Below are 24715 nucleotides of genomic sequence, written 5' to 3' on the forward strand. Positions count from 1 at the left end.
GTGTGAAAAAAGAGCTTCGGCTGCAAACACTAGAAAAGCTTGATCAGATGAGCTCTGAGGAATTCAAGCGCAGCACGTCTTTACTTCACGATCACTTGTTTCAATTGCCAGAATGGAAACAGGCAAATACGGTGGCTCTGACCATGTCTAGAGGAAAAGAGGTACCTACCATGCCTCTGATTGAAAAGGCGTGGCAGCAAGGGAAAACAGTATGTGTGCCCACCTGTTTCCCGAAGACAAAAGAGATGACGTTTTATGAATATACACCGAAAACAAAGATGATATCCCGCTACTTTGGTCTATCTGAACCAGACCCTGCGTCATCGGCAGCTGTACATAAAGAGGCGATTGATTTGATGATTGTTCCTGGGGTATGCTTCGATCAGCATGGCTACCGTATTGGATACGGAGGCGGCTATTATGACCGTTATTTAGCTGATTATCATGGCGTTACGCTTGCTCTTTGCCTGTCTGTTCAGCAAGTAGCCCATCTTCCAGCTGAACCGCACGACATACCAGTATCTATCATGGTCAGTGAGAAAGGCGCGTTTTATCAACAGTAAACGTCCGCTGCTTATGCGTAAGAACGGGCTTTTTTGTGTTGAGACCGTTTGGTTTGATTGATGCGCTGGTCGAAGTGAATGTTGAGTTGATACCTCCTTAAATTTAAGTTGTGGCTTCACTTTTCTGTAAGTGAACCGATTTTAATAATCGTTTACGTTGACTTTTTAGCTATTAGGAGGCATATGTTGAAAAAATTTCGAGGAAAGAAAAGATACTTCCGTAATTTGTGGGAGGAAGTGAATACTTTTGACTTACAACTTGATCCTGATGATTGGTTCGATTTTTTTCATACCCATCTTGATTTTTGGGGTGTTGGGAAAAATAACTTAAAAATAAGAAGAGAGCATATAAAAGCTCATGTCGCCTTGTACAATAGAACACTCAAGCTGCTTGAAGGCTTTGAAAAGCCATATCAAACATGGATTTGTATTGACGAACAAGATCCTGCACTAGACGCAGTATATATCCATACACCAAATCCAAACGATCACAACTTCCCGCATAAGATTGAAGCGTTAGAGTGGAATGGTAAGTTGCCTCATACGTTCAAGGATTTGATTGACCTTCAACAATTTGATGTATCTTATCTTCAAACAGAGTATGGAGAAGAATTTTATATTCAATCAAAAGAACAACCGATTAAATTGGGAACAAGGAACCAATGAACGAGCTCTGATAAAAAAAGAATGTTCATGCATAAACAAATCCTATTTAAGCCACGATACGAACATAGGAGGGAATATGATGAATAAAATGATTTGGAGCATTGTGTTCACACTGTTTGCATTCGTTCTTGTGCAAAATCGTTATCGGCTCATGAATTTGATTTTAGGCCAAAATCAAGTGCGTCACTTGTTGATTAAATGGCTGATGAAAATCCCATATTTTCGGACGAAATTTATTCGTCAAGCATTCTAATCCCGCAAAAGCCGGGATTTTTTTGTTCAGAAATGCGTATAAGACCGATTCTTGCTATAATAATGTAAAAAATGGAGCGCGAATGAATGAATGTCATAGATAGTCTATTTTGGCGAGTTGTTGATGAACTAAGGCAAAAAGGGTATGAGATGATTCAGAGTCCGTACCCAGAAGATGAAATATTCTTTGAAGCACCACGAAACTCAGGGTATGATCTTATCCGTCTATATAGAAAAGATGTGAATTTTAGACAGGAGATCGTTCGAGATATGGAAGAGCAGGCCTTTCGGATGAATCAACTGAGAGAAGCCATGCGTAAACGTTCTCTTCATCTTCTGCAGCTGCAATTTACTGCTGATCATCCAGTAGATGATTGGGAAGACATAAACGGTCAGCCGCAAAAACAGCAAAAGGTGACGGTGACACCTGTTTTACTTAATGAAGAAACCCTTCAAAACGGTGTACACGAGCTGCAAAAATGGCTGAATACATCACTTTCGGTTGATGTAGAAGCGGCGAAGACAGATACAGCCGAAGATGTCATGCAGCTTAAAATGAACGTGCTTCAGGCATTTAACGATCAGGAAAAGCAGCGTGAACGAGAACGGGCCGTTTTTCAAAATGGAAGACCGATTTTCACTTATTTGCTGATTGCTGTTCAAGTGGTGATGTTTCTTTTGCTAGAGCTGTCTGGCGGAAGCACAAATACAGCCACTTTAACAGCGTTTGGTGCTAAAAATAATGTGCTCATTTTAGAGGGTGAATGGTGGCGCCTTGTGACACCAATGTTTTTACACATTGGCCTGACGCATTTACTCTTTAATACATTTGCTCTTTGGTCCGTTGGAGCGGCGGTTGAGAGAATTTATGGGTCAGGAAGATTTTTGCTGATTTATTTGATTTCCGGCATATTTGGCTCGATTGCGAGCTTTGTGTTTAATACGGCAATTGCAGCCGGAGCATCAGGTGCAATCTTTGGCTGTTTAGGCGCACTGTTATATTTAGCGGTCTCTAACCGGAAGCTTTTCTTTCGGACGATGGGGACAAATATTATCGTGATTATCCTCATCAACTTAGGGATAGGCTTCACTGTATCAGGTATTGATAATGCAGGGCATCTTGGGGGACTTACTGGCGGATTTTTGGCCGCATTAGCTGTTCGTCTTCCAAAACAGTCTCAGCCTGTCAAAATGCTTCTTGCTAGTCTTCTTCTACTCCTTATTGGCGGTTTTGGATTGTATACAGGGTTTCATTCAGAGGATCAAAAAGAAGCCGCGGCAACTAGCGAGGCAGCGAGTTTATTTGATGAAAAGAACTATAGCGAAGCAAGTCAGCGTTTAGAGGAATATGTACAGCAAAAGGATGCGTCAGCTGAAGCCCTTCATATATATGCACTATCTGAAGCGCAGCTTGGACATCTGGACAAGGCGATTGAGTTTCTGCAAAAGTCGCTTGAAAAAGATCCAAATGAACCGATTAAACTGTATCATTTATCATTACTGTACGTAGAAAAGGGCGAGACAGCGGAAGCAGAAGAGCTAATCGACAAAGCGTTAAAACAAGAACCGGAAAATGATCAATTCTTAAAAATGAAAGAATATATCGAAAACACTCAAACACGTTGAATGACTTGACTGAAAGCGCATTTATGAATACGCTTATCCTATCTGTTGATTTAGAGAAATGGTGAAAATAATGAAAACGTTATATGATGTACAGCAGCTGCTCATGAGATTTGGTAATTACGTGTATTTCGGAGATCGTGAAGTGGAATTAGAATTTATGGCAGATGAATTGAAGGAAATGTACACATCGGGAATCATCGACCGAACTGAATGGTCAAATGCAATGACCATCCTTCAAATGGAGCTAGCCAAATTAAATCGAAAAACAATGTGAAGGTGGAGGGCATATGACAGGGGATTGGTTTGTAGGTGTTGATCTTGGCGGTACGACAATTAAGCTTGCATTCATTAATTTATATGGTGAAATTCAGCATAAGTGGGAGATCCCTACGGATAAATCCGGGCAGACGATTACAGTCGATATTGCCAAATCAATTGATCATAAACTGGTTGAGATCAGTATGCCGAAATCAGCGCTCATTGGTATTGGAATGGGGGCACCTGGACCAGTAGATAAAGTTTCCGGAATCGTCTATAAAACAACGAATCTGGGCTGGACAAACTATCCTTTGAAAGATCATTTAGAGGCAGAGACAGGACTTCCAGCTGTGATCGAAAATGATGCGAACATTGCTGCACTCGGTGAAATGTGGAAGGGTGCAGGAGATGGTGCTAAAAATATCCTGATGGTCACACTTGGCACGGGTGTTGGCGGCGGTATTATCGTCAATGGAGAAGTTGTTCAAGGGGAGACAGGCGCTGGCGGAGAAATTGGCCATATTTGCGCCGTTCCATTTCAGGGAGCACCATGTAACTGCGGAAGAACAGGCTGTATTGAAACGATTGCATCTGCCACAGGCATCGTTCGAATCGCAAAGGATACATTACAAACAGAGCGCCATACATCATCACTTGGTACGCTCCCTTCGCTGACTGCAAAGGATGTATTTGAGGCAGCAGAAAACGGAGACGAACTTGGGATGCGTGTCGTAGATGAAGTGACAACCCACCTTGGTCTTGTCCTTGCGAATCTTGCCAGTGCCTTAAACCCAACAAAAATCGTCATTGGCGGCGGTGTATCTAAAGCAGGCGAGCTTCTTCGCAGTAAAGTAGAGCAGGTCGTCAAACATCACGCATTCCCTCCTTGTGCTGAAGATGTTGAAGTGGTCATTGCCTCACTAGGAAACGATGCAGGTGTTATCGGCGGTGCGTGGATGGCAAAAAACAAGTGGCTGTCTTGAAGAAAAATGTCATAATGATGTCATTTTTATTAAAATAAGCGATATCTAGGCATGAAATTGAATGTTTAGCATATTTATAAGTTTGTCATGGGGAAAAAGACATTGATTTTCCAGCATAGACAGGATAAGATATACTTTAGTTATTTTTGAAGAAGCACCAATAATTGGGGTATGACCCTAACCTGAGTGCGTTTTTAGCATAAGGAGGTTACAATGCGAAAGAAAAGATTAAAGGCGATTTCATTTTTACTGATTGCGACTTTGTTCATGTGGGTCAAAACCTATGTTATCTATAAATCTAGCTTTAATATAAAAATTGAAAATTTCATGCAGGAGTTTATCCTGTTTATTAATCCGCTTAGCTTTCTCTTGTTTATCTTCGGTATCGGTTTATTCTTTAAAGAAAAAAATCGCAATCGATATATCATCGTGACGAGCTTTATTCTGACATTTATTTTGTTAGCCAACATTGTATTTTATCGATTCTACAGTGATTTTCTAACCATCCCCGTCCTATTTCAAACAAACAATATGGGTGATCTTGGGTCAAGTATTACCTCTTTAATTGAACCAGTTGATTTTCTCATGTTCGTTGATATCATCATTTTAATTTGGCTCTATAAAAAACAGCCTTCTTTTAGAACGGATGTGACGATTTCACGTAAGGAACGTGCAGCCTATTATTTATTTGTGGCAGCCACTTTCTTCTTTAATCTTGGTTTGGCTGAAACAGAAAGACCAGAGCTGTTAACTCGTTCATTTGATCGTGAGATGCTAGTGAAAAATATCAGCTTATATAATTTCCATATTTATGATGGGGTTCTGCAATCGAAGCAGTCTGCTCAACGCGCACTTGCTGACAGCAATAGCTTAACTGAAATTGAAAACTATGTAAGCGCCAATCAAACAGACCGTAATGAAAAGACGTTCGGTCAAGCAAAAGGGCGAAATGTCATTCTTATATCACTTGAGTCTACACAAAGCTTTGTGATCAATGAAAAACTGAATGGGAAAGAAATCACCCCGTTCTTAAACAAATTGATCAAGAAAAGCTACAACTTCAGTAATTTCTATCATCAAACGGGTCAAGGAAAAACCTCTGACTCCGAGTTTATTGTAGATAATTCACTCTATCCGCTTGGAAGAGGGGCTGTATTTTTCACTAATCCAAGCAATGAGTTTAAAGCCGCACCAGAGCTGTTAAAAGAGGAGGGCTACCATTCTTCTGTCATTCATGCGAATAACAAAAGCTTCTGGAACCGTGATTTGATCTACGATAGCTTTGGCTACGACAAATTCTTTGATATTAAATCATTTAACGTAAATGAAGAAAATTCAGTTGGCTGGGGACTAAAAGATGGTCCGTTCTTTGAACAGTCAGTGGAACTAATGAAATCGATCCCGCAGCCTTTCTATACGAGATTGATTACATTAACGAACCATTTTCCATTTGATCTAGATGAAGAAGATAAGCTGATTGATGAGTATGATTCAAAGAGCAAAACGTTGAATAAATACTTCCCTACAGTGCGTTATCAAGATGAGGCATTGAAGCTTTTCTTTAAAAAGATGAAGGAAGCAGGGCTATATGATAACTCCATTTTTGTTTTATATGGGGATCACTACGGAATTTCTGAAAACCATAACGAAGCAATGGGGCAATTTTTAAACAAAGACATTACACCTTTTGAAGAAGTTCAGCTTCAAAAAGTACCTTTTGTTGTACACATACCTGGTATCACGGATAAACATCCAAAAGAGATTGATACGGTTGGCGGCCAGGTCGATATCCGCCCAACAGTCATGAACCTTATAGGAATTGATACAAGCAAGCAAATTCAATTTGGTCATGACCTATTATCAAAAGATACAAATGACTTCACAGTGCTTCGAGATGGAAGTTTTATTACGAAGGATAGTGTTTTCACAGACGGTGTTTGTTACAACAAAGAAACGGGTGAGCCGAGAGAAGATGAGTCCGTTTGTCAGTCCTATGAAGAAAAGGCAAAGCAAGAGCTTCAATTCTCTGATCAAATTATCTATGGAGATCTCCTTAGATTTTATGACCGAAACAGCTCGGACCATGCACCATCCAAAAAAGAAGATGACAGCAAGCTGAAAAAGGCGTCTTAACTTATGAGAAAACCTCTGCTATTTAGAAGCGGAGGTTTTCTTTTTTTATATGATGGCTCATATAGTGTGAGAGGAGGGATGAAAATGAAAACAACGTCGTTTGGAACCATTGAATGGCAGCTGAATGAAACGGGGAAGGAAGGTGTGGCAAAGCAGCTTGGTATAGGGAAAGAGGCTTTCCAATTATCCAATCAAACAAGGACTGATCATTTTCTTTTACCGGGTTATAGACTTCCAGAAGGCACCCATTCCTTTCATTCGATAGGTGATGTGCAGGGATTTATTGCGCCTTACCGGCTTCAGCAATCAGATGATTGGATTAACGGAACATTTGAATATGATAGTGCTCACTTAAAAGAAGAATTAAAACATTTGAAAGCTGTCTTTCCTTTTCTACAGATGAGTGTGATTGGACATTCAGTACTCGGAACACCTATTTATGAAATTCATACGGAGCCTGTTCAGCATTTACATTCAATTCATTTCAATGCCTCTTTTCATGCCAATGAATGGATGACGACCTCGGTTTTATTAAAATGGCTCAAATCACTTTGTTTAGCAGCGTCTGATCCAGTGCAAGCAAGACATGATGCAGCGGTTCGTATTTTGCAAACGACTGCCCTGTCCATTGTACCAATCGTCAATCCAGACGGGGTGGACTTGGTTCGCAATGGTCCAGAATCATTAGGTTTGCGCAGTGAGGAATTCATACCACTAAATGGCGGGTTTTCCGATTATCAGGAATGGAAGGCAAATATTCGAGGCATTGATTTAAACAATCAATTTCCTGCCTATTGGGAAATTGAATACTATCGTAATGCGCCAAAGGCGCCGTCTTATAGAGATTTTCCTGGGCACCAGCCGTTAACAGAACCAGAAGCGAAAGCCATGGCAAACCTTGCATTACGTAAGCGATTTGACCGGCTGATCGCCCTTCATACACAAGGAGAAGAGATATACTGGGGCTTTCTCGGCCACGAACCGGCTATTTCCAAGGAAACGGTCGAACGGTTAGAACGGGTGAGTGGGTATAAAGCGATTCAATATCTTGATAGCTATGCAGGCTATCGAGATTGGTTTATTTATCAATGTAAAAGTGAGGGCTACACAGTGGAGCTTGGATTAGGGAAAAATCCTCTTTCTATGAATCAATTTGATTCGATCTATGATAAAACAAAGCGGTTACTATGGGAAGCATGTAAGTGTTAAAAGCACCTGGTTGGTAGGTGCTTTCAGCGTGTAGACAAACCCTCGCACTCGACCTTCCTAGACTGCGCAGGTTTTCTATCAAGCTGGAAGACAAAGGGCTGAAATGAACTTTATTTTAGCCCTTTTTCATATTTTCAGGTAAAGCAATTTCTTTATGTCAATAAAAACAGCGTTGAAGTGATTGACGAGGGCTTCCTTGTAGGCTATTGTGAAAGAAAAGGATGTAAAAAAAAGGATAAGTTTTAGGGAGATGTCGACCATTGAGTGCTCAAAGCCTGTGGAAAAGAAATTTTACTTACTTATTTGTTTCTAAAATGTGTAAAATCACAGCTGATAGTTTATCTTTTAACACCATCTTGTGGCTTTTAGTGCTAGAAGGGAAAGGCGCAATAGGGACGGCGTTTTTTATTGCTGTTAGTTTTGTCCCTCAAGCAATCGTTGGACCGTTTATTACCCCAATGATGAAGCCCCATCAATTAAAATTTTGGATGTGTTTTGCTGATTTAACACGAGGAGCGATTATCCTTGTAATTGTGATCAGTTATTTTTATGGTTTCACACCATTAACACTCATCATTGGCTGCATGCTGCTGCATTCGGCGACTGGGGGCTCCTATGAACCGGCTTCGGTGTCCATTATTCCAAAGCTTGTGCATGAGGATGTGATACAAAAAGCGAATGCAACGATTCAATCAGCAAGTCATGTGGTCAGACTTGTGACGGTGACGATTTGTGGTGTTATGATCGCGTTTGTAGGAGTAGGGTATACAATGCTTGTGATTATTCCTCTTTACCTCATGTCAGCTTTATTGGTTTTAATGATTACATATCAAACAGAATGGATAATTGAAAAAGGAAAAAAAGGATTATCATACGGAAAAAGATTGATCAGGGGATTTTCGCTTGTTAAAAGTCATCATATTTTGTTTCCATTAGCCATTTTTTGTGTCTGCTCAAACTTTGCTGCGGCCCCATGGGAAGCATTGTCTGTTATTTATTTAACAGAGGATTTACATAGTGGACCAGTCGTGTATTCATTCATTAAAGTAACAACGGCACTAGGTGCATTTTTGATGGGGTTTGTTTTGACAAAGGTGAAAGTGAATCGATATGGTTTACTGTTTATAGGCGCAGGGATTGTTGATGGAATTGCATTTTTCATAACAGGAATGAACGCATTATTACCCCTAGTGTTTATATCTGCTTTTGCTTTAGGTGCAGCCATCAGTGCAGTCAATGTACCTGAACATACGATGATTCAATTGTCAGTAAAAGCGGAGGATCAGCCGCAAGTGTATGCAATCATCAATATGATCTCCTATTTAATGATTCCGATAGGCGCCCTCATTGGCGGCTATATGGCGACGTTATTCGGTTCGGGCTATGTCATTGCAGCAGGCGGGATCGTTGAAGCCGCTTCAGGTATATGCCTGCTTTTGTTCACGAAGATTGGGAAGGTAGAGAGGGCGGATTTGACGATAGAACGAGACAAACCCAGCTTAAACGCCACGTGATCATGGCATTTTAGAATCGTGATGGGTTACAATGAAGACGAGAAAGAATAAGGATTCAATTGAAAGGAGCAAGAAACATGGCTATCGCAGACGTCACCATCATTCCAATAGGCACTGATACACCAAGCGTGAGTGCATACGTAGCAGATGTACAACGAATTCTAGAAGGCTTTCAACAACAAGGGAAAATCAAATATCAGCTTACACCAATGAGTACGTTAATTGAAGGTGAGCTATCCGTTTTATTTGAGGTCATTCAGCGTATACATGAGGCACCTTTTGAAAAAGGTTTACACCGAGTAGCAACCAATATTCGCATAGATGACAGACGGGATCAAACCACAACCCTTACAAGCAAATTAGAAAGCGTGAATAAACATTTGAATCAATAGAAAAAGCCTGCTGATAGCAGGCTTTTAATGTGCAGTTGGATAACCGCTATAGATGATGGTCATGACAGTAAACCATCCAAAAACCAAAAATGTAGCGCCAGCGAAAGCAATAGCCAGTAAGTTCACTTTTTTGAGTGAGCGATAGATGCCGAGAGCAGCTAAAATCGTGACTAGACCAAAAATAATGACGAGCATCATTTGAAAATCCCCCTTTGTCATCAATCCCCTTGATTTCCTTTCTTTTCATTTTAACCGTTTTCATAATGCTTGTCGAGTAGATTCAAGTTGACGATTGTTTGAATTTTTATTGAATAGCCTTCATAATAAAAAAGAATGAAAAAAGTAGGTGATGAAAATGAATTGGAGACGAATGCCACTAGGCTATGTACAAGCGAACGCATATATTTGGAAAAATGAGCAGGGAGAATGCTTAATTTTTGATCCAGGCGGTGAAGCGCAAAAGCTGATTTCTTATGTGAAAGAAAAGCAGCTTAAACCACTTGCTGTCTTACTGACACATGCCCATTTTGATCATATTGGTGCAGCAGATGAGGTGCGCCAAGAATGGGGAATCCCGCTTTATGTACATGAAAAGGAAAAAGAATGGCTTACAAATGGTGAGTTAAACGGTTCAGCTCGATTGATTGGAAATGGAATTACGGTCAAAGAGGCTGAACAATTGATTACATCAGAAGGAACGCTTCAAATTGGATCGTTTACATTAGACTTATTACATACACCTGGTCATTCACCAGGAAGTGTATCTTACTATTCGGCAAAAGAAGGATTTGTTATTTCTGGTGACACATTATTCCAAGGCGGCATCGGAAGAACCGATTTAACAGGCGGCAGTCAGAAAGTGCTGCTTCAATCGATACATGACAAATTATTATCATTGCCAGAATCAACGCTTGTTTTAAGTGGACATGGCGAGGAGACAACTGTGCTCACAGAACAAGAGCAAAATCCGTTTATCAATGGATTTTCCCTATAAATGTTTGCATGAAAAAAGCATCTCTTTCAGTAGAGATGCTCAGCGTGTAGACAAACCCTCGCATTCTTTGTCAGTCCTGCGTGCCGGTGCTCACGAATCTTAAATTCGCTCCGCTCCGGTACTCGTCCTTCCTAGACTGCAAAGGTTTTCATGTCACGCTGAAAAGAAGACAAAGGGCTAAAATAAAGTTCATTTTAGCCCTTTGTAAACAATCTGAGCATCTCTTTCAGTAGAGATGCTTTTTTCTATTAATGTCCGGTGCCGGGAACCATGATGAAAATCGAATAATATGTAAATCCGGCAAAGAAAATCGTCAAGTACGCTCCGAAAATGTAAATATACATTCTTTCGGATAAATTCAAGTAGGATAAAAATACAAAAAGAACGGTTTGACCGAAGAACAGCAAGGATGCATCTTTCATATGTCCTAAATAAAACATGACAGCAAAAATACCCGTCCAAAAGCCAAGCACACGGAACATGCGATTCATTTCTTTCCCTCCCCCTTCAAAAAACCCCTTTGATTCATATTATAGCTGATCAACAGTTGTCATGTAAACATTTACATTTTTGACAACGTGTGAACATTTATTTAGAGTAGAAAAAGTTTTTTTGAAAAAGTGATGAAAAAGTGTTTATGTCTAAATACATGAGGGTACTTAGTCCATAAGAGAAAAGGTTAACGACCTAAGGAGGAAGACTAATGAGTGACATTACTTTTTATTCATACCCGAGTTGCACGTCTTGCCGCAAAACAAAACATTGGCTAAAGGCGAATCAAATTGATTTTAAAGAGCGTCACCTTTTCAGAGAAACGCCAACTCTAGATGAATTAAAAAAGATTCTTTCCTTAACAACAGAAGGAATGGATGAAATTCTAGCGACACGAAGCCAAGCTTTTAAAAGCTTAAATTTAAATATTAATGATTTAAAAGTAAATGAGGTACTTCAGCTTCTCATTGAAAAACCAAAACTGCTTCGGAGACCAATCATTATTGATGGAAATAAATTAGTGGTTGGCTATAATCCAGGCGAACTCATAAAAATTTCAAAAAAGAAAGCGATTCATCAATCGGTTTCCTAATAAAAAACGAAGATCAGCTGAATGATGCTTCAGCCGTCTTCGTTTTTGTGCTGAACTGGGCTAGCTGGGTTCGAACCAACGATCACGGAGTCAAAGTCCATTGCCTTACCACTTGGCTATAGCCCAATATCAAATGTGTAATGATATTGTTCACCATCTACGGTCATTTATACATAAAAAGTTGGTTGTCACTAGTTGTAAGTGAAAAAGGAGCGAACGACATAAATGAAAAATGAAAAATCTGAGCAATTATATGAATTTATCCTAAAAGAAGCCCCTGTCATGACCGAAGAGTGGCTGAAAACAAGAACAGAAGAAGGCTCATTATATTCCAAACATGCCTCATTGGAGACAGAAAAGAAGCTAAAAGAACAAAATACTGCGTTCATCCAAACCATTGCAGCGACGTTAGTAACGGTATCAGACAAAGTAGAGAATCACCTGAAAAAGTGGTCAGTTGATATTGCACGTGATCGAGCTGTTCATGAAGTGCCTTTATATGAGATCATCGGACAATTTAAGGTGTTCCGCCATATTTTCTGTTCAAGAATTGAGAAATTCACACAAGAAACAAATCTTGAAGTGACGCTGCAAGATGTTTGCGGGTGGAATCAGCATTTTCACGCTACATTTGATGATATGATTGAGCGTTTATCGGAAGAATATGACCGTGTGACACTAAATCAGCTAAATGCACAAAGAGAGATGATTCAAGAGCTGAGTGCTCCCGTTATTCCAGTGTCTAAAGAGATTGGAATTTTGCCGCTAATCGGGGAAATTGATACGTACAGAGCAAAAATTATTTTGGAATCCGTATTAGAACAGGCATCCAGACTACGTCTAACGCATTTATTTATTGATATATCTGGTGTTCCGATTGTTGATACGATGGTTGCTTATCAGCTATTTAAAGTGGTTGATAGTACGAAGCTTCTAGGAATTGAGACGATTATTTCCGGTATTCGTCCAGAGATTGCGCAGACAGTTGTCAAACTTGGCATAGATTTTTCAAAAGTAAATACAGAACATAGCCTTGCAAAAGCGTTAGAAAAGAGAGGATTCCGTATCTTTGAAGAGCAGCAGCAAGAAGCAACATGACGAAAAAACCTGAACTTGTAAAAGTCAGGTTTTTTTATATGCTCTTTTTTAAAAATCCACGTTTCACATTGTAAGTTGATGGTTTTTTCGCCTGTTTAGTCGTTAAAACCATCAAATCCTCTTTTGTCAGACAGGCTCCTCCACCTTACAATAGGGTCAGAGAAAGGAGTGAACCACTTGTATGGTATTGAATATGTGGGACAAGAGCTGCTAGAAGAAGCTTGCCGCATGAGAGCATCTGATGTGCATATTGTACCAAAAGAAAAGGAAGCTTCGGTATCTTTCCGTGTAGACTCAGATTTAATCCAGCAGCGAACCATCGATAAAAAAAGCGGGGAGCGGTTAATTGCTCATTTTAAATTTTTATCCTCCATGGATATCGGTGAAAAAAGGAGACCGCAAAATGGGTCATTGGCTGTGATGCTAAGAACTGGACAAGTGTTTGTACGGATGTCTACATTACCGACTGTGAATGATGAAAGTTTAGTGATTAGAATTTTACCGCAGGATCATGTCCCAAAAACAAAATATCTGTCGCTATATCCTAAAGCTTCAGCCAGATTATTATCATTTTTAAATCATTCGCATGGACTCATTTTATTTACTGGGCCAACAAATTCAGGGAAAACAACAACACTTTATTCATTGATACAGTTTGCAAAAAAGCATTTCAATCGAAATATTATTACACTTGAGGACCCTGTGGAAACAAGAAATGAAGAAGTGCTACAGGTACAAGTGAATGAAAAAGCAGGTATTACGTATGCGACAGGATTACGTGCTATTTTAAGACACGACCCAGATATGATTGTGCTAGGAGAAATAAGAGATGCTGAAACAGCAAGAACAGCAATAAGAGCAGCACTGACAGGTCATTTAGTGATGAGTACGCTGCATGCGAAAAATGCAAAAGGTGCCCTTTACCGAATGCTTGAATTTGGTGTCACGATGAATGAACTCGAACAAACCATGGTTGCGATTACTGCGCAGCGTTTAATCGAGCTCACATGTCCTTTTTGCGGGGAAACGTGTCAGCTTTATTGCAAATTAAATCGCCCGGTCAGGCGAACGAATGTGTTTGAATTACTTTACGGAAAGAAGCTTGGTGAGTGTGTCAAAGAGGCCAAAGGAGAATATGCTCACTCGTCATATGAAACATTGCAAAAATTAATTCGTAAAGGAGTGGCACTGGGCTATCTATCGAAAAACACATATCATCGCTGGGTATATGAAGAAGCAGGCATTTAAATCTTGGTCTAGAAGAGAACAAGCTGAATTTCTATCAAAACTTGCTCAATTGATTCAAGCTGGATATACATTGATTGAGGCATTAACGATGGTGAATATCCAGTTATCAAAGAAACAACAGCTGCTATTAACAAGAGGTATTCAGTGGTTGCTTGAAGGGGAGCCTTTTTATGTGGTGCTGGAAAGACTCCATTTTCAGCGGGAAGTCATTGCCATTCTCTGTTTTTCAGAGAAGCATGGCAGCCTGGCACGTGCTCTTGAACAAAGCTCTCGTTTTTTAGAGAAAAAAATCAAGCAGTTAGACACGTTCAAACGTATGTTACGGTACCCGGTCTTCCTCATCTTTACGGTTTTGGTTGTGCTGTTACTTGTACAGCAGATGATCATTCCTCAATTTTCCTTATTGTATTCATCCATGGATACCCGCATGTCATGGCTGATCCAAGGGATGTTTGGACTCTTTCAAATTCTTCATGCTTTCCTCATGATTATAGGCTGTATGTGTATCTGTCTAGCTGGATATTACTATGTCTTTTTTAGGAAGAAGTCGACCCTTGAAAAGCTGAGAGTGATGAGCAGGCTGCCTGTTTTATATAAAGGGATGCAGCTGATGCATACGTATCTTTTTTCCCTTCAGCTAAGCGGTCTTCTTCAAGCTGGATTATCGCTGTTTGAAAGCTTGCAAGCTTTCAAACAGCAAAGCTATTTACCCTTTCTTCAAGAAATATCTGAACAGATGATTGGAGAGTTAAGAAAAGGAGAAAGCATGGAACACCAAATAAGCAGGTCTCCTTTTTTCGAAAAACACTTTGCAGCTGTTATCAAGCATGGTGAAGCTAGCGGGATGCTTGCAAGAGAGTTGTACACGTATAGTCACTTTCTATTAGAGAGTGCAGAGCTGAAAATTGAAAAATGGGTTTCATGGCTACAACCGATCATATATGGTTTGACAGCCCTCCTGATACTCATTGTATATTTATCTATTCTTTTACCGATGTATCAACTAATGGAACAAGTGTGAGAAGGAGGACAAAGGCATGAATGATAAAGGATTTACCCTATTGGAAATGTTAATTGTCATGCTCGTGATTTCCATTCTTTTACTCATTACCATTCCGAATATCACACGTCACCATCAAAGCATTCAAGCGAAGGGGTGTGAAGGGCTCAAATCAATGGTGAGTACACAGGTGATGGCATATGAATTAGAGCATGACGGCAAGACACCATCTTTAGCTGAATTAGAAAAAGAAGGCTATGTCAAAAAGGGATTAACCTGTCCAAATGGAAAGGCTATTGTCATTCAAAACGGCGACGTGAAGCATGAGTAAATGGCTTTTGCATGAGAAGGGTTTTACGCTCATTGAACAGCTCATGATCTTACTTATTTTATCTATTCTATTGTCGATCTTAGGAGGAAAAGTTCCAACTATATTAGAAAGTGCTGAAGCCAAAAAACAAGTGAATATCATGAAACAAGACCTCCAGTTGGCTGCCTACACGGCATTTATCAAAAAAACCCGTGTGAATGTTGAGATTCATCCGCCGCATGTATCTTATCAAATAATAGATCAAAATCGCGATGAGGTGATTGCTTCTTATCAGCATAAAAAGGGCATCATCAAGCATTCTACATTTCCGCAAGGGATTCATTTTAATGTAAATGGACATCCGAAAAGCGGCGGATCTCTCATTGTTCAATTTGGCAGTCAAACCTATAAACTCACGATTTATTTAGGGAGCGGGCGGATCCATGTACAAAAACAGTAGAGGATTTAGTACGTTTGAGATGTTGTTTGCTTGTCATATCTTTCTATTTTCAGCTCTTGTGCTCATGCCAGCCTATGAACAAATCATGATGGGGAAAAAGGAATTAAGAGCAAAACTAGAAGCCTACCAAGTGTTACATGAACAAATGAACGAAGCGTTCATAGAAGGGACAAAGCCAGCTGTCAAAAAGAAGAGAGGCGAGATCACATATGAACTCGATTGGAGTAAACAAAAGGGATGTGTATCATACAAAGTACAAAAAAAGAAGACGATATGCTTTCGGCGGCATGTCGAACGATGAACAGGGATTTACACTTGTACAAGCTTTGTGTCAATTGCAGTTATTTCTGTTCCTTTCTTTTGGTTGTGTGCTCATCTTTTCTGTTGTAGAGAAAGCCCGCCCATTTGAAGAAATCAACCAATTTTCACAAATGGAGTGGAAGCAAACTGTGCTGCAATTAGATGAGGAATTAAGCCGAGCAACTGCTGTTAGGTCGGTAAAAGAAGGAAAAGCGTTAGAGTATATTTCCGATCAAGGGCGAGTGGTAAGGGTTGAGCCATACCAAGAGATGCTGCGGGAACGAATGGATGAGGCTGGGCATCTTCCTTTATTGCAAAAGGTGAAGCAATTTCGCGTCAGAACGAATCAACATAGAGCAATTCTTGAGGTCACAGATGTATCGGATAAGGTGTATGAAGCCATTTTTTTCACATATAAAGGAGTGGTTCCTCAAACGTGAAAAGTGAAGAAGGATTTATCTATCTGCACGTACTTGCGGCGATTCTTTTTTTTCTTTTGATCCTCGGATCGATGACGATTGGGTTTCAAAAAGAGCTGAAAAGTGCAGAGATGACGATTTCTTTTTATAAAAAGCAGCAGCTATTTAGAATGGGATTAAGTGAGGCTGCAAGTAAATTAAATCGTAGTTGTGATCAGCAGCTTACCCATTTGAACACTGAAGAAGGCCTTGTAACACTGAAACGGGCCGGTTGCGATCAAAAGAAAAAAATCATGCATATGCTGGTCGGTGTTCAAACAAAGGATGGTTTAGCAGAAGAGCGAGAACTGATGATGGATTGGGAGACCGGTGAAATCATGAAATGGACAATCTCCGATTAGCCAGTGTATAAAATCACACTCTTTCTGGTAACACTTTAAGGAAGAAGAGGTGAATGTTCGTTGAAAACAAATGATTATGTAAAATATATGACACAGGAAATCATCAAATATATGAATACACCACGTGACGAACGAAAGGAACATAAACAAGAAAAAATGGAAACAAAACCTCCATTTTCACAGCGTTTATTTGGGGTTCTGCCGTTTGGTTTTTCAATGATGCTAAAAAAACGACATCGACAGAAGTAAAAAGCCGCCAGCAGGCGGTTTTTTTATGCCACTTTAGCTGTATTCTTCCACAACAATCACTTTATTGACTTTGTTTGAGTAAGGATTATAGGAAATGGTGACAAATACCCCAAATTCTTTGGCATGATCTTTTAACGTAATATGATACTGCTTCACAGATTCTTTTTCCCGGTACCGGTCCCATACTTTTTGTTTAAATAAGACTTGTGCTAACGGATATCTTTTCTTTGCTTCTTTGACAGCTCTTGTTTCCCATTGATCTGCGGCCGTAGTGAATCCTCTTGCATCCGCAGGTTTGACGTCTTGTATGACAGGACCCAACAGTAAACTGATCATGATCATCATTCTTCCATATTTCAATTAACATCACCTCACCACTTATTATCCTGACCAAATCCTACACTTTTATGTAAATTTTTAAGAAGTACAAATGGCATGGAAAAAAATATCCAATATGGCGAAAGAACGAGAAAATGGAAGAATTTTCTCATAAAAGTTCTTATTTAAGAACAAAATGGACTAATTTGGCGTTTTGGGTTTTATAGGTATTTCCTTATACTATGTGTAATCGTTCTTTTTAAAGAACAGTCGTTCAAGGAGTTGAAAGAATTGGTGAAACAGTTGCTCTTTGTACTCATTTGTGCCATTTGTTTGATTTTCACTTCTTTTCTTATCACATCTACCAATGCTTCTTTTAACGATGTCGAGTATTCAAATTTTGTCATGAAAACATGTGAAAATTTTGAAGGGACAGATCAGCATTGCCAGCCAAAGAAATGGGATCGAAGTCATTTGAAGCTCATTGATCAAACGATTATGGAAGGAACAGTCTGTGCGCCTCAAAAGCTGAGCATGACACTAAAAAATATTGGACAACCCATTGCGCACTCTAAATGGATGTGGGAACTGCACAAAGTAGAGAGTGATCAGATGCCATTACAAGATGGTCATATTCTTGAAAAAGGGTCGATACAGTCCCTCCCATCAAAAAAAACGGTGACTATCACGACAGAAATCGCAAAAACGAGTGGGATTTATGCATTTAAAATCTATTATCCTAAAGGGTTTGGTGCATCTAAAAAACCATTCTTTTGGTCTCAACATATGCAGCTCTCTAAATGCCAAGAAAATGTATCCTAAATGGCTGCCTGCTGAATGAAAAATGATATGTAAAGGGGAGAAGGATCATGAAAAAATGGATGAAAATGTCTGGTAGTATTCTTTACGTGATGGTCTTCACGATGATGATTGCGTGTATTATTGTCGTTTTGTCATCAAGAACAACAGGCGGAGATCCTCAGATCTTTGGTTATCAATTTAAGCAAGTGCTATCTGGCTCAATGGAACCGGAATTTTCAACTGGTTCGTTGATTGTGGTGAAACGTGTAACCTCACCTGAGACGCTCAAAAAAGGCGATATTATTACTTTTCAAACGAAGCAAGATCAGTCCTTTGTGACCCACCGAATTGTTGGGGTAAAAGGAACTGGGGCAAAGAAAGCTTTTGAGACCAAAGGAGACAACAATATGTATCAAGATGGTACGCTCGTACAAGCGAATCAAGTGACTGCGCAGTATACGGGAGTGACCATCCCTTATGCAGGAAAGCTCCTTTCGTATGCTGGGACTTCTGCTGGAACCGCTTTGCTGCTCATTATTCCAGGTGTGATGCTGCTTGTTTATTCCACGATTCATTTTGTCGGTGCTGCAAAACAGCGAAGACATACAGCTGAATTACATATATCAGAGGAACAAGCATAAATTTCCGTTTGTAACCTATTCAGGTTTCAATAAAACAATTTATTAGGGGGTTCAATCATGGTAATGAAAAAATCAATTCGTTTAGGTGTATTATCAGGGGCATTAGGTCTTGCATTAATTGGCGGGGGAACGTGGGCTGCGTTTAATGATGTCGAGACGGCAAACGCGGTCTACTCTACAGGAGAGCTGGCTTTATCTGCAAAAGAAAATTCTGGCGCCATCAACCTTTCGAACTTAAAACCTGGTGACCGAATCAAGAAGGAATTTAATTTTGAAAATAAGGGGTCGCTTGCGATTAATCAAGTGCTGATGAGTCTTGATTATAGCCAGTTTAAAGATGGAACATCAGCGAAGAACGGCGGAAAGAATACAGCTGAAGAATTCCTCAGCCAATTTCAGGTGAGTGTTCTAACGGTTGGAGCCGAAGGTGGAAATGGATACCCGAAAAATATTATTTTAGACCATGCCAACCTGCTTGACCTGCATTTATTAACGTCAAAGCAGGATCAGACCGCATTTGAAAAGCTTCGTCATGCCGTCGATGAGAAGTTTTTACATGAAAGTGGTAAAATCAATGTAGCAACCGTTGATGGAACAGCGGCTCCAGAGTATGACGGCATTCCAAAGAATCCGTTTGATTACGATAAAATGGAAATGATCATTGAATTTGTCAATGACCAGACGAAGGATAGAGCGGGTCACTATATCCAAAATAAATACCAAGGCGATGCGATTCAAATTGATCTTTCCTTCGAAGCGACTCAGTGGAATGGGTTAACGATCAATCCAAAAGAGCATACGGATGAAAAAGGCTACGTGAAAGAAAACGAAAAAGCACACAGCGAAGATAAAAAATAAAACCAGTCTTTAGACTGATATCAAGTTCTGCATAGCAATTGGAGGAGTATGCGCTAAAACGTGCGCGTTACTCCTCTTCTTGCTTTTTTTTCCAGATTTGATAATCTAAAAATTCACGAAATTGCTTTTTCGAAACCCCTGATGTCATTGCATCTCGAACTAGTTTTTCCCATTCACTATCTAATTGACCATCGTATTCGGTTTCATCTTTTTCGTTTAACAGTGTATGAACCGAGACGTCCAGAACAGCGGAGACTTTTTCAAGAAATTGAATGGAGGGGTTTGTTTGCAAGTTTCTTTCTATTGAACTTAAATAAGACTTCGCTACCCCAGCCTTTTCGGCCAGTTCTGATAGTGAGTAGCCTTTTTCATTGCGGTATTGTTTAATACGCTGGCCAATCAATGTCATCACCTTCCTTTCGATATTATAGCACATTCAGAAAGGTTTGATAGAATGACTTCTTACCATAGGGGGAGACTCAGAGGACTTTTCGCTTGATTTGAGAAAATGACGGACTTCGTCAACTGTTAGTCCCACTTTGCGAGCTTCGCGTAATAATTGAACCCATTCATTGTCTAATAACTTCGTTTTCTTTTCCATACAAATACCCTCCTAAAATACTGAATCGTGTATTTCAGGCACTTAACGCATGAAATGGAAAGACACAGGTGATAAGACCTCATAGATTGCTTGCGTCATGTTTCCGCCCAATACAAATAGACAAACGTTGCTTTTGATTGATCGAAAATTGTATGTCATATGAAAGGGAAGGAGACTCGCTCAGTCAGCCTCCCCTTTTTTGCTGTAAGTAAAAAAGTCCTCCATTTTCAATCGTAAGACTGATTTTTGGTTCGTATAAAGTTTTAAGTGCTTGTCTTTCTATTTCATATTCTACAGATGTGTCAGAAGTCCCTTCATAAAATTGGTTTAAAAGTTCCGAGTCTTCCTTCCACTTTTGAACAGCTCTTACTGCCCAATCGTCCGGCTCTTCGTGGGCATAACGCTCCATCAGGCTGTAGAGCCGTTTGACGCCGCTCTCTGGCTTAATCATCGTACTCATTGTAAAGCAATAGTCAGGAATTTGAGACGACAGCTCACGGGCTTCCAGCTGATCTTGAAATTGTTCGATGACTTCCCCGCGTATCAGATGAAGCCCAAGGGACAGCAGCTTATCTTTCTTACGGTCTGCCAGATAGGATATTTTCACATTGAGGCCAAGCCATGGCTCTAGAGCGATCTGGTTGTTTGTGAGCGGTCTGACTTTTTCGTAGAGCCGGATAAAACGGCCTTGCTGTTTCACAGCCTCGAAAATTTGGAATAAGCGAGGGGAGCCGAAGTGGACGAATTCGCCCTCGACCGTGTCACCCGCTTTTTTTTGATCGGTAATCAAGGTCAATTGCCGCGGCTCAGGTACACCGCCCGTTTTTTCGAGCCAGTGCCAGTAAAAAGGGCGGTTCATAATCAATTTATCCATTTCGATTGTCAGTTGTACTGTCATGTGCCCTGCACTTTCCTCTAGTATGTCGCATTGATTTGCCTGAAAGAAGCGGAGAAGAAATGTGTGAATGTCACGCTGCTCCATTGGTCAACTCTCCTTTATGAACCCTGCTGTCTTTTTTCTAAAAGCGGTGTTTGTGCTTCTGTCAAATAGGAAGCAAATTGGGTTAACTTCTTTTTCATGTCTCTGTCAGATTCGTGCTGAAAGAGGATATGATGCAATTCTGTTTCGGCTTCTTTGATATCAATCCGGGTTAAAATATCATCTAGATCACCAATCACGTTTTCAAACAGCTGAATTTTTTCATATAACAGCTTTAAAATATGTTCCTCGACTGTTCCGTTTGTGGCCATATTGTAAATGTGGACATCCCGCTCTTGACCGAGGCGGTGAATACGTCCAATTCGTTGTTCTAGCCGCATTGGGTTCCACGGAAGGTCGTAGTTGATGATCTGGTTGCAAAACTGAAGGTTGATCCCCTCGCCGCCTGCTTCTGTCGCAATTAACACTTGCGCCCGTTCTCTAAATAAATCCTTCATCCAGTCTTTTTTGCTTCGTTTAAAACCGCCTCGAAAGGGAACTGAGCTGATCCCGTTTTGTTGGAGAAACCATTGTAAATAAATTTGTGTCGCACGATATTCAGTGAAGATAATGACTTTCTCATTTAATTGTTGAATGAGCTTAACGACTTCCAGCGCCTTTGAATTTTGTTCGACTTGATTGATTTTCTCCATGATTTGCCCAATTGCAGAAGCGCCTAGAATGTGTTTTTCCTCTTCTTGCATTTTTTTGATGGTCATATAGACCGCTTCTCGGCTTGAACAGCATTCTCGTTCCAAGGTCATAATGGAAAACATGTGCTTCGTATAAGATGGATTGTTTTTCAGCTGACAGATTTCATCATATAAGGATTGTTCTGTCGGCGAAAAATCAATGGAAATGGTCTTCACATGACGTTTTGACCATTCGATGCCAGTGTCTTGCCTGCGGTTACGAATCATCACTTTATTGACTAATTGTTTTAGCCGGTCATGGTCTTCAAGCTGAAGTTCCTTTTTAGCAAAGAGATCTTTGAACTGATGTTCATTTCCTAGATGCCCTGGTTTCAAAAGGGAGACGAGATTGAAAATTTCTCCTATTCGGTTTTGGATAGGTGTCGCTGTGAGCAGCAGGCAGAACTTCTTATTCAAATTTCTCACAAACTCATAGTTTTTCGTTTTATTGTTTTTCAGTTTGTGTGCTTCATCAATAATGACCATATCGTAGGCGATGGATAAAATGGTGTCTCGATGTGGCTGTCTTTTGGCAGTATCAATCGAGGAAACGACAACATCACACTGCTCCCACACATAGCTCTTTTTTTGCTCGACAGCATCAATGTAAAATTTCGTCCGCAGCTCTTGCACCCATTGGGACACAAGGGAGGCGGGTACGAGAATGAGAATCTTTTTGGCAAGTCCGCGAATCATGTATTCTTTGATAATGAGTCCAGCTTCTACGGTTTTCCCAAGGCCCACTTCATCTGCTAAAATGGCTTTCCCGTTCATCTCTTCTACGACTCTTTTAGCGACTTCAAGCTGGTGTTTTAAAGGAGTAAATGCAGGCAGGTGTGCGGGAGCCAGCAGCCCCTCGAATGAATCGATGGCTGTGACTTGTTGAACCTGCGCTGCTAAACGGTACATATTCCAGTTCGCCCAGGGGCCGTCTGCTGAAAGCCGCTGCTGAAATTCATTTGCCCATTCCTCATCAAAAATCGTTTGAATATTCAATGTCATCGCCTGCCTTTCTAGTCGGTTGATGTAAAATCGTTCTGTTTTTAAACGCTTCATTTTTTAATAGGTGTTTAAAAGATGATATATTTTAATAAAAGCGAACGATACTAAATGTTTATTTTAAAAATGTTAATGATTTTTCTGTTGCTCTCGATCCATTTCTAATGGTAGGATGTTGGTAAGTGAACTAGAGAATAAGTCACCCATTTTGATAGTATGTCCAATAAATGTGAAGAATATGAGCGGATGATGGTATGGGGAGAGACCTAGCGGTTATTTTGCACTGGCAGGCGCCGAAGGAGCAAGCTGATTGAATCAGTGAATCTCTCAGGCAAAAGTACTCTTACCGGACGCAACTCTGGAGAGTGTTTGCTCATCGGTTTTTAGCAAACCACCAAAGGGGAAAACGCACAATGATGTTGTGCTGTAAACTTTCAGGTGCAAGGACAGAGACTTCTTTTTGATAAAAGGGAGCGCTCTGTCCTTTTTTGCTGTGATTTTTTCTGAAAATTCAGCTTGTGGTCTGCACTGTAAGAAAAAAGGGGGAAATGATTGATGTTGAAACGAACACCGCTTTTTCATGCGTACGAAACATTTGGCGCAAAAACGATTGATTTCGGGGGCTGGGAATTACCTGTCCAATTTTCTTCCATTAAAGAAGAACATGAAGCTGTTCGAACAAAAGCAGGGCTTTTTGATGTGTCTCACATGGGTGAGGTGGAAGTCAAAGGTCAAGATGCCCTTCCTTTTTTACAAAGGTTATTAACCAATGATCTGTCGAAGCTGACAGATGGTAAGGCACTATATACAGCCATGTGCTATGAAGATGGCGGAACGGTGGATGACCTGCTTGTCTACCAAAAAGAAAAGAACAACTATTTGCTTGTCATCAATGCATCAAATATCGAAAAAGATGTGGATTGGCTGCTTCAGCATCAAGGGGAGGATGACGTTACAATCAAGAACATCTCTGATCAAACCGCCTTGTTAGCCCTTCAAGGACCTCTTGCTGCTGACATCATGAAGGATGTGGCAGGTAAAGAGGTGACATTACTCAAGCCGTTTACATTTTTATCAAAAACGGAGGTCGCTCAAAAAGAGGTGCTTGTTTCAAGAACCGGCTATACAGGAGAAGACGGCTTTGAAATCTACTGCCAGTCAGAGGATGCTGTCCATATTTGGTCGGCTTTATTAGAAGCGGGTGAGCCTAAAGGGCTCATTCCATGCGGTCTCGGTGCACGTGATACCTTGAGATTTGAAGCAAGACTTCCGCTTTATGGCCAAGAGCTGACCAAGGATATTTCTCCTTTAGAAGGCGGGATTGGTTTTGCTGTTAAAACGGATAAAGAAGCCGATTTTATTGGAAAAGCCGCGCTCAAAAAACAAAAAGAAGAGGGAACGAAACGAAAGCTTGTCGGCATTGAAATGATGGATAAAGGAATTCCGCGGACAAACTATCCGGTCTTTTCAGGAGAGAAGCAGATTGGAATCGTCACAACGGGCACACAATCTCCAACGTTAAAGAAAAATGTCGGGCTTGCCTTGATCGAAACCGCTCAAGCCCAGCTTGGGACAGAGGTGGAAGTGCAAGTTCGCAAAAAACGTCTAAAAGCCAAAATCGTCGCCACACCATTTTATAAAAGAGCCAAATAACGAGGAGGAATAGA

Annotated in this window: 32 protein-coding genes, 1 tRNA gene and 2 riboswitches; of the genes, 25 read left to right on the forward strand and 8 right to left on the reverse strand. The window is 40.4% G+C overall.

The genetic code is table 11. The features are described 5' to 3' along the window. The first annotated feature begins 2 nt into the window (after positions 1-2). The 10 genes from BK049_RS15830 to BK049_RS15870 all read left to right on the forward strand — a co-directional run bounded on the left by BK049_RS15830 (position 3) and on the right by BK049_RS15870 (position 9596). Positions 3-563 carry a 5-formyltetrahydrofolate cyclo-ligase gene (locus BK049_RS15830; protein WP_008360063.1) on the forward strand — a complete coding sequence of 187 codons (561 nt, stop codon included), beginning with the start codon at positions 3-5 and terminating at the stop codon, positions 561-563. A gap of 186 nt (positions 564-749) precedes the next feature. Continuing rightward, a complete protein-coding gene (locus BK049_RS15835; RefSeq protein ID WP_071168928.1) occupies positions 750-1229 on the forward strand; it encodes a Gfo/Idh/MocA family oxidoreductase in 480 nt (159 codons plus the stop codon). Positions 1230-1308: 79 nt separating this feature from the next. Then, complete coding sequence (locus BK049_RS19600) at positions 1309-1482, forward strand: hypothetical protein (protein ID WP_008360066.1); 174 nt, start codon at positions 1309-1311, stop codon at positions 1480-1482. 86 nt (positions 1483-1568) lie between these two features. Then, positions 1569-3107: a rhomboid family protein gene (locus BK049_RS15840; protein ID WP_071168929.1), complete on the forward strand. Its 1539-nt coding sequence runs from the start codon at positions 1569-1571 to the stop codon at positions 3105-3107. Between the two features lie 70 nt (positions 3108-3177). Next, entirely contained in the window at positions 3178-3381 is a 204-nt protein-coding gene (locus tag BK049_RS15845) for a YqgQ family protein (protein ID WP_008342322.1), read from the forward strand. Between the two features lie 13 nt (positions 3382-3394). Further along, complete coding sequence (locus tag BK049_RS15850) at positions 3395-4348, forward strand: ROK family glucokinase (protein ID WP_071168930.1); 954 nt, start codon at positions 3395-3397, stop codon at positions 4346-4348. Positions 4349-4561: 213 nt separating this feature from the next. Next, entirely contained in the window at positions 4562-6481 is a 1920-nt protein-coding gene (locus BK049_RS15855) for an LTA synthase family protein (protein WP_008360073.1), read from the forward strand. Positions 6482-6565: 84 nt separating this feature from the next. After that, positions 6566-7690 (forward strand): M14 family metallopeptidase, encoded by a 1125-nt coding sequence (locus BK049_RS15860; protein WP_071168931.1) that lies wholly within the window; start codon positions 6566-6568, stop codon positions 7688-7690. Between the two features lie 260 nt (positions 7691-7950). Next, a complete protein-coding gene (locus tag BK049_RS15865; RefSeq protein ID WP_071168932.1) occupies positions 7951-9204 on the forward strand; it encodes an MFS transporter in 1254 nt (417 codons plus the stop codon). Positions 9205-9281: 77 nt separating this feature from the next. After that, entirely contained in the window at positions 9282-9596 is a 315-nt protein-coding gene (locus tag BK049_RS15870) for an MTH1187 family thiamine-binding protein (RefSeq protein WP_071168933.1), read from the forward strand. A gap of 24 nt (positions 9597-9620) precedes the next feature. On the opposite strand, the gene BK049_RS15875 is transcribed toward BK049_RS15870, so the two are convergent. Beyond that, positions 9621-9794 (reverse strand): DUF2759 domain-containing protein, encoded by a 174-nt coding sequence (locus tag BK049_RS15875; protein ID WP_008360083.1) that lies wholly within the window; start codon positions 9792-9794, stop codon positions 9621-9623. A gap of 157 nt (positions 9795-9951) precedes the next feature. On the opposite strand from BK049_RS15875, the gene BK049_RS15880 reads away from it, so the two are divergent. After that, the gene (locus BK049_RS15880; RefSeq protein WP_008360086.1) at positions 9952-10590 is read left to right on the forward strand and encodes an MBL fold metallo-hydrolase; all 639 of its coding nucleotides are present in this window, start codon (positions 9952-9954) and stop codon (positions 10588-10590) included. A 248-nt stretch (positions 10591-10838) separates the two neighbouring features. On the opposite strand, the gene BK049_RS15885 is transcribed toward BK049_RS15880, so the two are convergent. Further along, positions 10839-11081, reverse strand: a complete 243-nt coding sequence (locus BK049_RS15885) for a DUF2626 domain-containing protein (protein WP_003217440.1) — start codon at positions 11079-11081, stop codon at positions 10839-10841. A 212-nt stretch (positions 11082-11293) separates the two neighbouring features. Here BK049_RS15885 and BK049_RS15890 point away from each other — a divergent pair, with 212 nt between their 5' ends. After that, positions 11294-11674, forward strand: a complete 381-nt coding sequence (locus tag BK049_RS15890; RefSeq protein WP_071168934.1) for a Spx/MgsR family RNA polymerase-binding regulatory protein — start codon at positions 11294-11296, stop codon at positions 11672-11674. Positions 11675-11729: 55 nt separating this feature from the next. On the opposite strand, the gene BK049_RS15895 is transcribed toward BK049_RS15890, so the two are convergent. Further along, a tRNA-Gln gene (locus BK049_RS15895) sits at positions 11730-11800 on the reverse strand. A 99-nt stretch (positions 11801-11899) separates the two neighbouring features. Between BK049_RS15895 and BK049_RS15900 the strand changes: the two genes are divergently transcribed. The 9 genes from BK049_RS15900 (at position 11900) to BK049_RS15940 (ending at position 17159) form a co-directional block, all read left to right on the forward strand. Further along, positions 11900-12772 (forward strand): STAS domain-containing protein, encoded by an 873-nt coding sequence (locus BK049_RS15900; protein ID WP_071168935.1) that lies wholly within the window; start codon positions 11900-11902, stop codon positions 12770-12772. Positions 12773-12949: 177 nt separating this feature from the next. After that, complete coding sequence (gene comGA, locus BK049_RS15905; RefSeq protein WP_008360223.1) at positions 12950-14020, forward strand: competence type IV pilus ATPase ComGA; 1071 nt, start codon at positions 12950-12952, stop codon at positions 14018-14020. After that, positions 14001-15041, forward strand: a complete 1041-nt coding sequence (comGB, locus tag BK049_RS15910; protein ID WP_071168936.1) for a competence type IV pilus assembly protein ComGB — start codon at positions 14001-14003, stop codon at positions 15039-15041. The genes comGA and comGB overlap by 20 nt, the downstream gene beginning before the upstream one ends. Positions 15042-15057: 16 nt before the next feature. Further along, the gene (comGC, locus tag BK049_RS15915) at positions 15058-15351 is read left to right on the forward strand and encodes a competence type IV pilus major pilin ComGC (protein WP_008360227.1); all 294 of its coding nucleotides are present in this window, start codon (positions 15058-15060) and stop codon (positions 15349-15351) included. Then, positions 15344-15790 carry a competence type IV pilus minor pilin ComGD gene (comGD, locus tag BK049_RS15920; protein ID WP_008360229.1) on the forward strand — a complete coding sequence of 149 codons (447 nt, stop codon included), beginning with the start codon at positions 15344-15346 and terminating at the stop codon, positions 15788-15790. The genes comGC and comGD overlap by 8 nt, the downstream gene beginning before the upstream one ends. Then, positions 15774-16091, forward strand: a complete 318-nt coding sequence (gene comGE / locus BK049_RS15925) for a competence type IV pilus minor pilin ComGE (protein ID WP_008360231.1) — start codon at positions 15774-15776, stop codon at positions 16089-16091. Before comGD ends, comGE begins: the two co-directional genes overlap by 17 nt. Continuing rightward, positions 16078-16530, forward strand: coding sequence for a competence type IV pilus minor pilin ComGF (gene comGF / locus BK049_RS15930; protein WP_008360233.1), 453 nt, complete (start codon positions 16078-16080; stop codon positions 16528-16530). The genes comGE and comGF overlap by 14 nt, the downstream gene beginning before the upstream one ends. Beyond that, positions 16527-16910: a competence type IV pilus minor pilin ComGG gene (locus tag BK049_RS15935; RefSeq protein ID WP_008360235.1), complete on the forward strand. Its 384-nt coding sequence runs from the start codon at positions 16527-16529 to the stop codon at positions 16908-16910. The genes comGF and BK049_RS15935 overlap by 4 nt, the downstream gene beginning before the upstream one ends. A 60-nt stretch (positions 16911-16970) precedes the next feature. After that, positions 16971-17159 (forward strand): YqzE family protein, encoded by a 189-nt coding sequence (locus BK049_RS15940; RefSeq protein WP_008360237.1) that lies wholly within the window; start codon positions 16971-16973, stop codon positions 17157-17159. A 33-nt stretch (positions 17160-17192) separates the two neighbouring features. Here BK049_RS15940 and BK049_RS15945 read toward each other — a convergent pair whose 3' ends face one another. Next, positions 17193-17519, reverse strand: a complete 327-nt coding sequence (locus BK049_RS15945) for a YqzG/YhdC family protein (RefSeq protein WP_008360239.1) — start codon at positions 17517-17519, stop codon at positions 17193-17195. A 252-nt stretch (positions 17520-17771) separates the two neighbouring features. On the opposite strand from BK049_RS15945, the gene tapA reads away from it, so the two are divergent. From tapA to tasA, 3 genes are read left to right on the forward strand one after another with little or no spacing between them, the layout of a single operon-like run. Next, positions 17772-18299, forward strand: a complete 528-nt coding sequence (gene tapA, locus BK049_RS15950; RefSeq protein WP_071169244.1) for an amyloid fiber anchoring/assembly protein TapA — start codon at positions 17772-17774, stop codon at positions 18297-18299. Positions 18300-18346: 47 nt separating this feature from the next. Beyond that, positions 18347-18919, forward strand: coding sequence for a signal peptidase I SipW (gene sipW / locus BK049_RS15955; protein ID WP_008360243.1), 573 nt, complete (start codon positions 18347-18349; stop codon positions 18917-18919). 57 nt (positions 18920-18976) lie between these two features. Then, complete coding sequence (tasA, locus tag BK049_RS15960) at positions 18977-19777, forward strand: biofilm matrix protein TasA (RefSeq protein ID WP_071168937.1); 801 nt, start codon at positions 18977-18979, stop codon at positions 19775-19777. Between the two features lie 67 nt (positions 19778-19844). Here tasA and sinR read toward each other — a convergent pair whose 3' ends face one another. The 4 genes from sinR to BK049_RS15975 all read right to left on the reverse strand — a co-directional run bounded on the left by sinR (position 19845) and on the right by BK049_RS15975 (position 23045). Continuing rightward, the gene (gene sinR / locus BK049_RS15965; protein ID WP_008360247.1) at positions 19845-20180 is read right to left on the reverse strand and encodes a transcriptional regulator SinR; all 336 of its coding nucleotides are present in this window, start codon (positions 20178-20180) and stop codon (positions 19845-19847) included. Positions 20181-20213: 33 nt separating this feature from the next. After that, positions 20214-20378: an anti-repressor SinI family protein gene (locus BK049_RS19105; RefSeq protein ID WP_008360248.1), complete on the reverse strand. Its 165-nt coding sequence runs from the start codon at positions 20376-20378 to the stop codon at positions 20214-20216. 184 nt (positions 20379-20562) lie between these two features. After that, positions 20563-21360 carry a YqhG family protein gene (locus BK049_RS15970; protein WP_008360250.1) on the reverse strand — a complete coding sequence of 266 codons (798 nt, stop codon included), beginning with the start codon at positions 21358-21360 and terminating at the stop codon, positions 20563-20565. Positions 21361-21374: 14 nt separating this feature from the next. Continuing rightward, on the reverse strand, positions 21375-23045 hold the full coding sequence (locus BK049_RS15975; protein WP_071169245.1) for a DEAD/DEAH box helicase: 1671 nt from the start codon (positions 23043-23045) through the stop codon (positions 21375-21377). 249 nt (positions 23046-23294) lie between these two features. Next, positions 23295-23401: riboswitch (glycine riboswitch) on the forward strand. A gap of 3 nt (positions 23402-23404) precedes the next feature. Then, a riboswitch (glycine riboswitch) is annotated at positions 23405-23500 on the forward strand. Between the two features lie 103 nt (positions 23501-23603). Between BK049_RS15975 and gcvT the strand changes: the two genes are divergently transcribed. Further along, positions 23604-24701 carry a glycine cleavage system aminomethyltransferase GcvT gene (gcvT, locus tag BK049_RS15980; RefSeq protein ID WP_071168938.1) on the forward strand — a complete coding sequence of 366 codons (1098 nt, stop codon included), beginning with the start codon at positions 23604-23606 and terminating at the stop codon, positions 24699-24701. Positions 24702-24715 lie beyond the last annotated feature (14 nt).

It is taken from the genome of Bacillus xiamenensis, from assembly GCF_001857925.1.
Taxonomy (GTDB): domain Bacteria; phylum Bacillota; class Bacilli; order Bacillales; family Bacillaceae; genus Bacillus; species Bacillus xiamenensis.

Coding starts and splice junctions, on each gene's coding strand:
- BK049_RS19600 (WP_008360066.1), top strand. CDS start 1,309: ATGAATAAAATGATTTGGAGCATTGTGTTCACACTGTTTGCATTCGTT.
- BK049_RS15840 (WP_071168929.1), top strand. CDS start 1,569: ATGAATGTCATAGATAGTCTATTTTGGCGAGTTGTTGATGAACTAAGG.
- BK049_RS15845 (WP_008342322.1), top strand. CDS start 3,178: ATGAAAACGTTATATGATGTACAGCAGCTGCTCATGAGATTTGGTAAT.
- BK049_RS15850 (WP_071168930.1), top strand. CDS start 3,395: ATGACAGGGGATTGGTTTGTAGGTGTTGATCTTGGCGGTACGACAATT.
- BK049_RS15855 (WP_008360073.1), top strand. CDS start 4,562: ATGCGAAAGAAAAGATTAAAGGCGATTTCATTTTTACTGATTGCGACT.
- BK049_RS15860 (WP_071168931.1), top strand. CDS start 6,566: ATGAAAACAACGTCGTTTGGAACCATTGAATGGCAGCTGAATGAAACG.
- BK049_RS15870 (WP_071168933.1), top strand. CDS start 9,282: ATGGCTATCGCAGACGTCACCATCATTCCAATAGGCACTGATACACCA.
- BK049_RS15875 (WP_008360083.1), bottom strand. CDS start 9,794: ATGATGCTCGTCATTATTTTTGGTCTAGTCACGATTTTAGCTGCTCTC.
- BK049_RS15880 (WP_008360086.1), top strand. CDS start 9,952: ATGAATTGGAGACGAATGCCACTAGGCTATGTACAAGCGAACGCATAT.
- BK049_RS15885 (WP_003217440.1), bottom strand. CDS start 11,081: ATGAATCGCATGTTCCGTGTGCTTGGCTTTTGGACGGGTATTTTTGCT.
- BK049_RS15890 (WP_071168934.1), top strand. CDS start 11,294: ATGAGTGACATTACTTTTTATTCATACCCGAGTTGCACGTCTTGCCGC.
- BK049_RS15900 (WP_071168935.1), top strand. CDS start 11,900: ATGAAAAATGAAAAATCTGAGCAATTATATGAATTTATCCTAAAAGAA.
- comGB (WP_071168936.1), top strand. CDS start 14,001: ATGAAGAAGCAGGCATTTAAATCTTGGTCTAGAAGAGAACAAGCTGAA.
- comGC (WP_008360227.1), top strand. CDS start 15,058: ATGAATGATAAAGGATTTACCCTATTGGAAATGTTAATTGTCATGCTC.
- comGD (WP_008360229.1), top strand. CDS start 15,344: ATGAGTAAATGGCTTTTGCATGAGAAGGGTTTTACGCTCATTGAACAG.
- comGE (WP_008360231.1), top strand. CDS start 15,774: ATGTACAAAAACAGTAGAGGATTTAGTACGTTTGAGATGTTGTTTGCT.
- comGF (WP_008360233.1), top strand. CDS start 16,078: ATGTCGAACGATGAACAGGGATTTACACTTGTACAAGCTTTGTGTCAA.
- sipW (WP_008360243.1), top strand. CDS start 18,347: ATGAAAAAATGGATGAAAATGTCTGGTAGTATTCTTTACGTGATGGTC.
- tasA (WP_071168937.1), top strand. CDS start 18,977: ATGGTAATGAAAAAATCAATTCGTTTAGGTGTATTATCAGGGGCATTA.
- BK049_RS19105 (WP_008360248.1), bottom strand. CDS start 20,378: ATGGAAAAGAAAACGAAGTTATTAGACAATGAATGGGTTCAATTATTA.
- BK049_RS15970 (WP_008360250.1), bottom strand. CDS start 21,360: ATGGAGCAGCGTGACATTCACACATTTCTTCTCCGCTTCTTTCAGGCA.
- gcvT (WP_071168938.1), top strand. CDS start 23,604: ATGTTGAAACGAACACCGCTTTTTCATGCGTACGAAACATTTGGCGCA.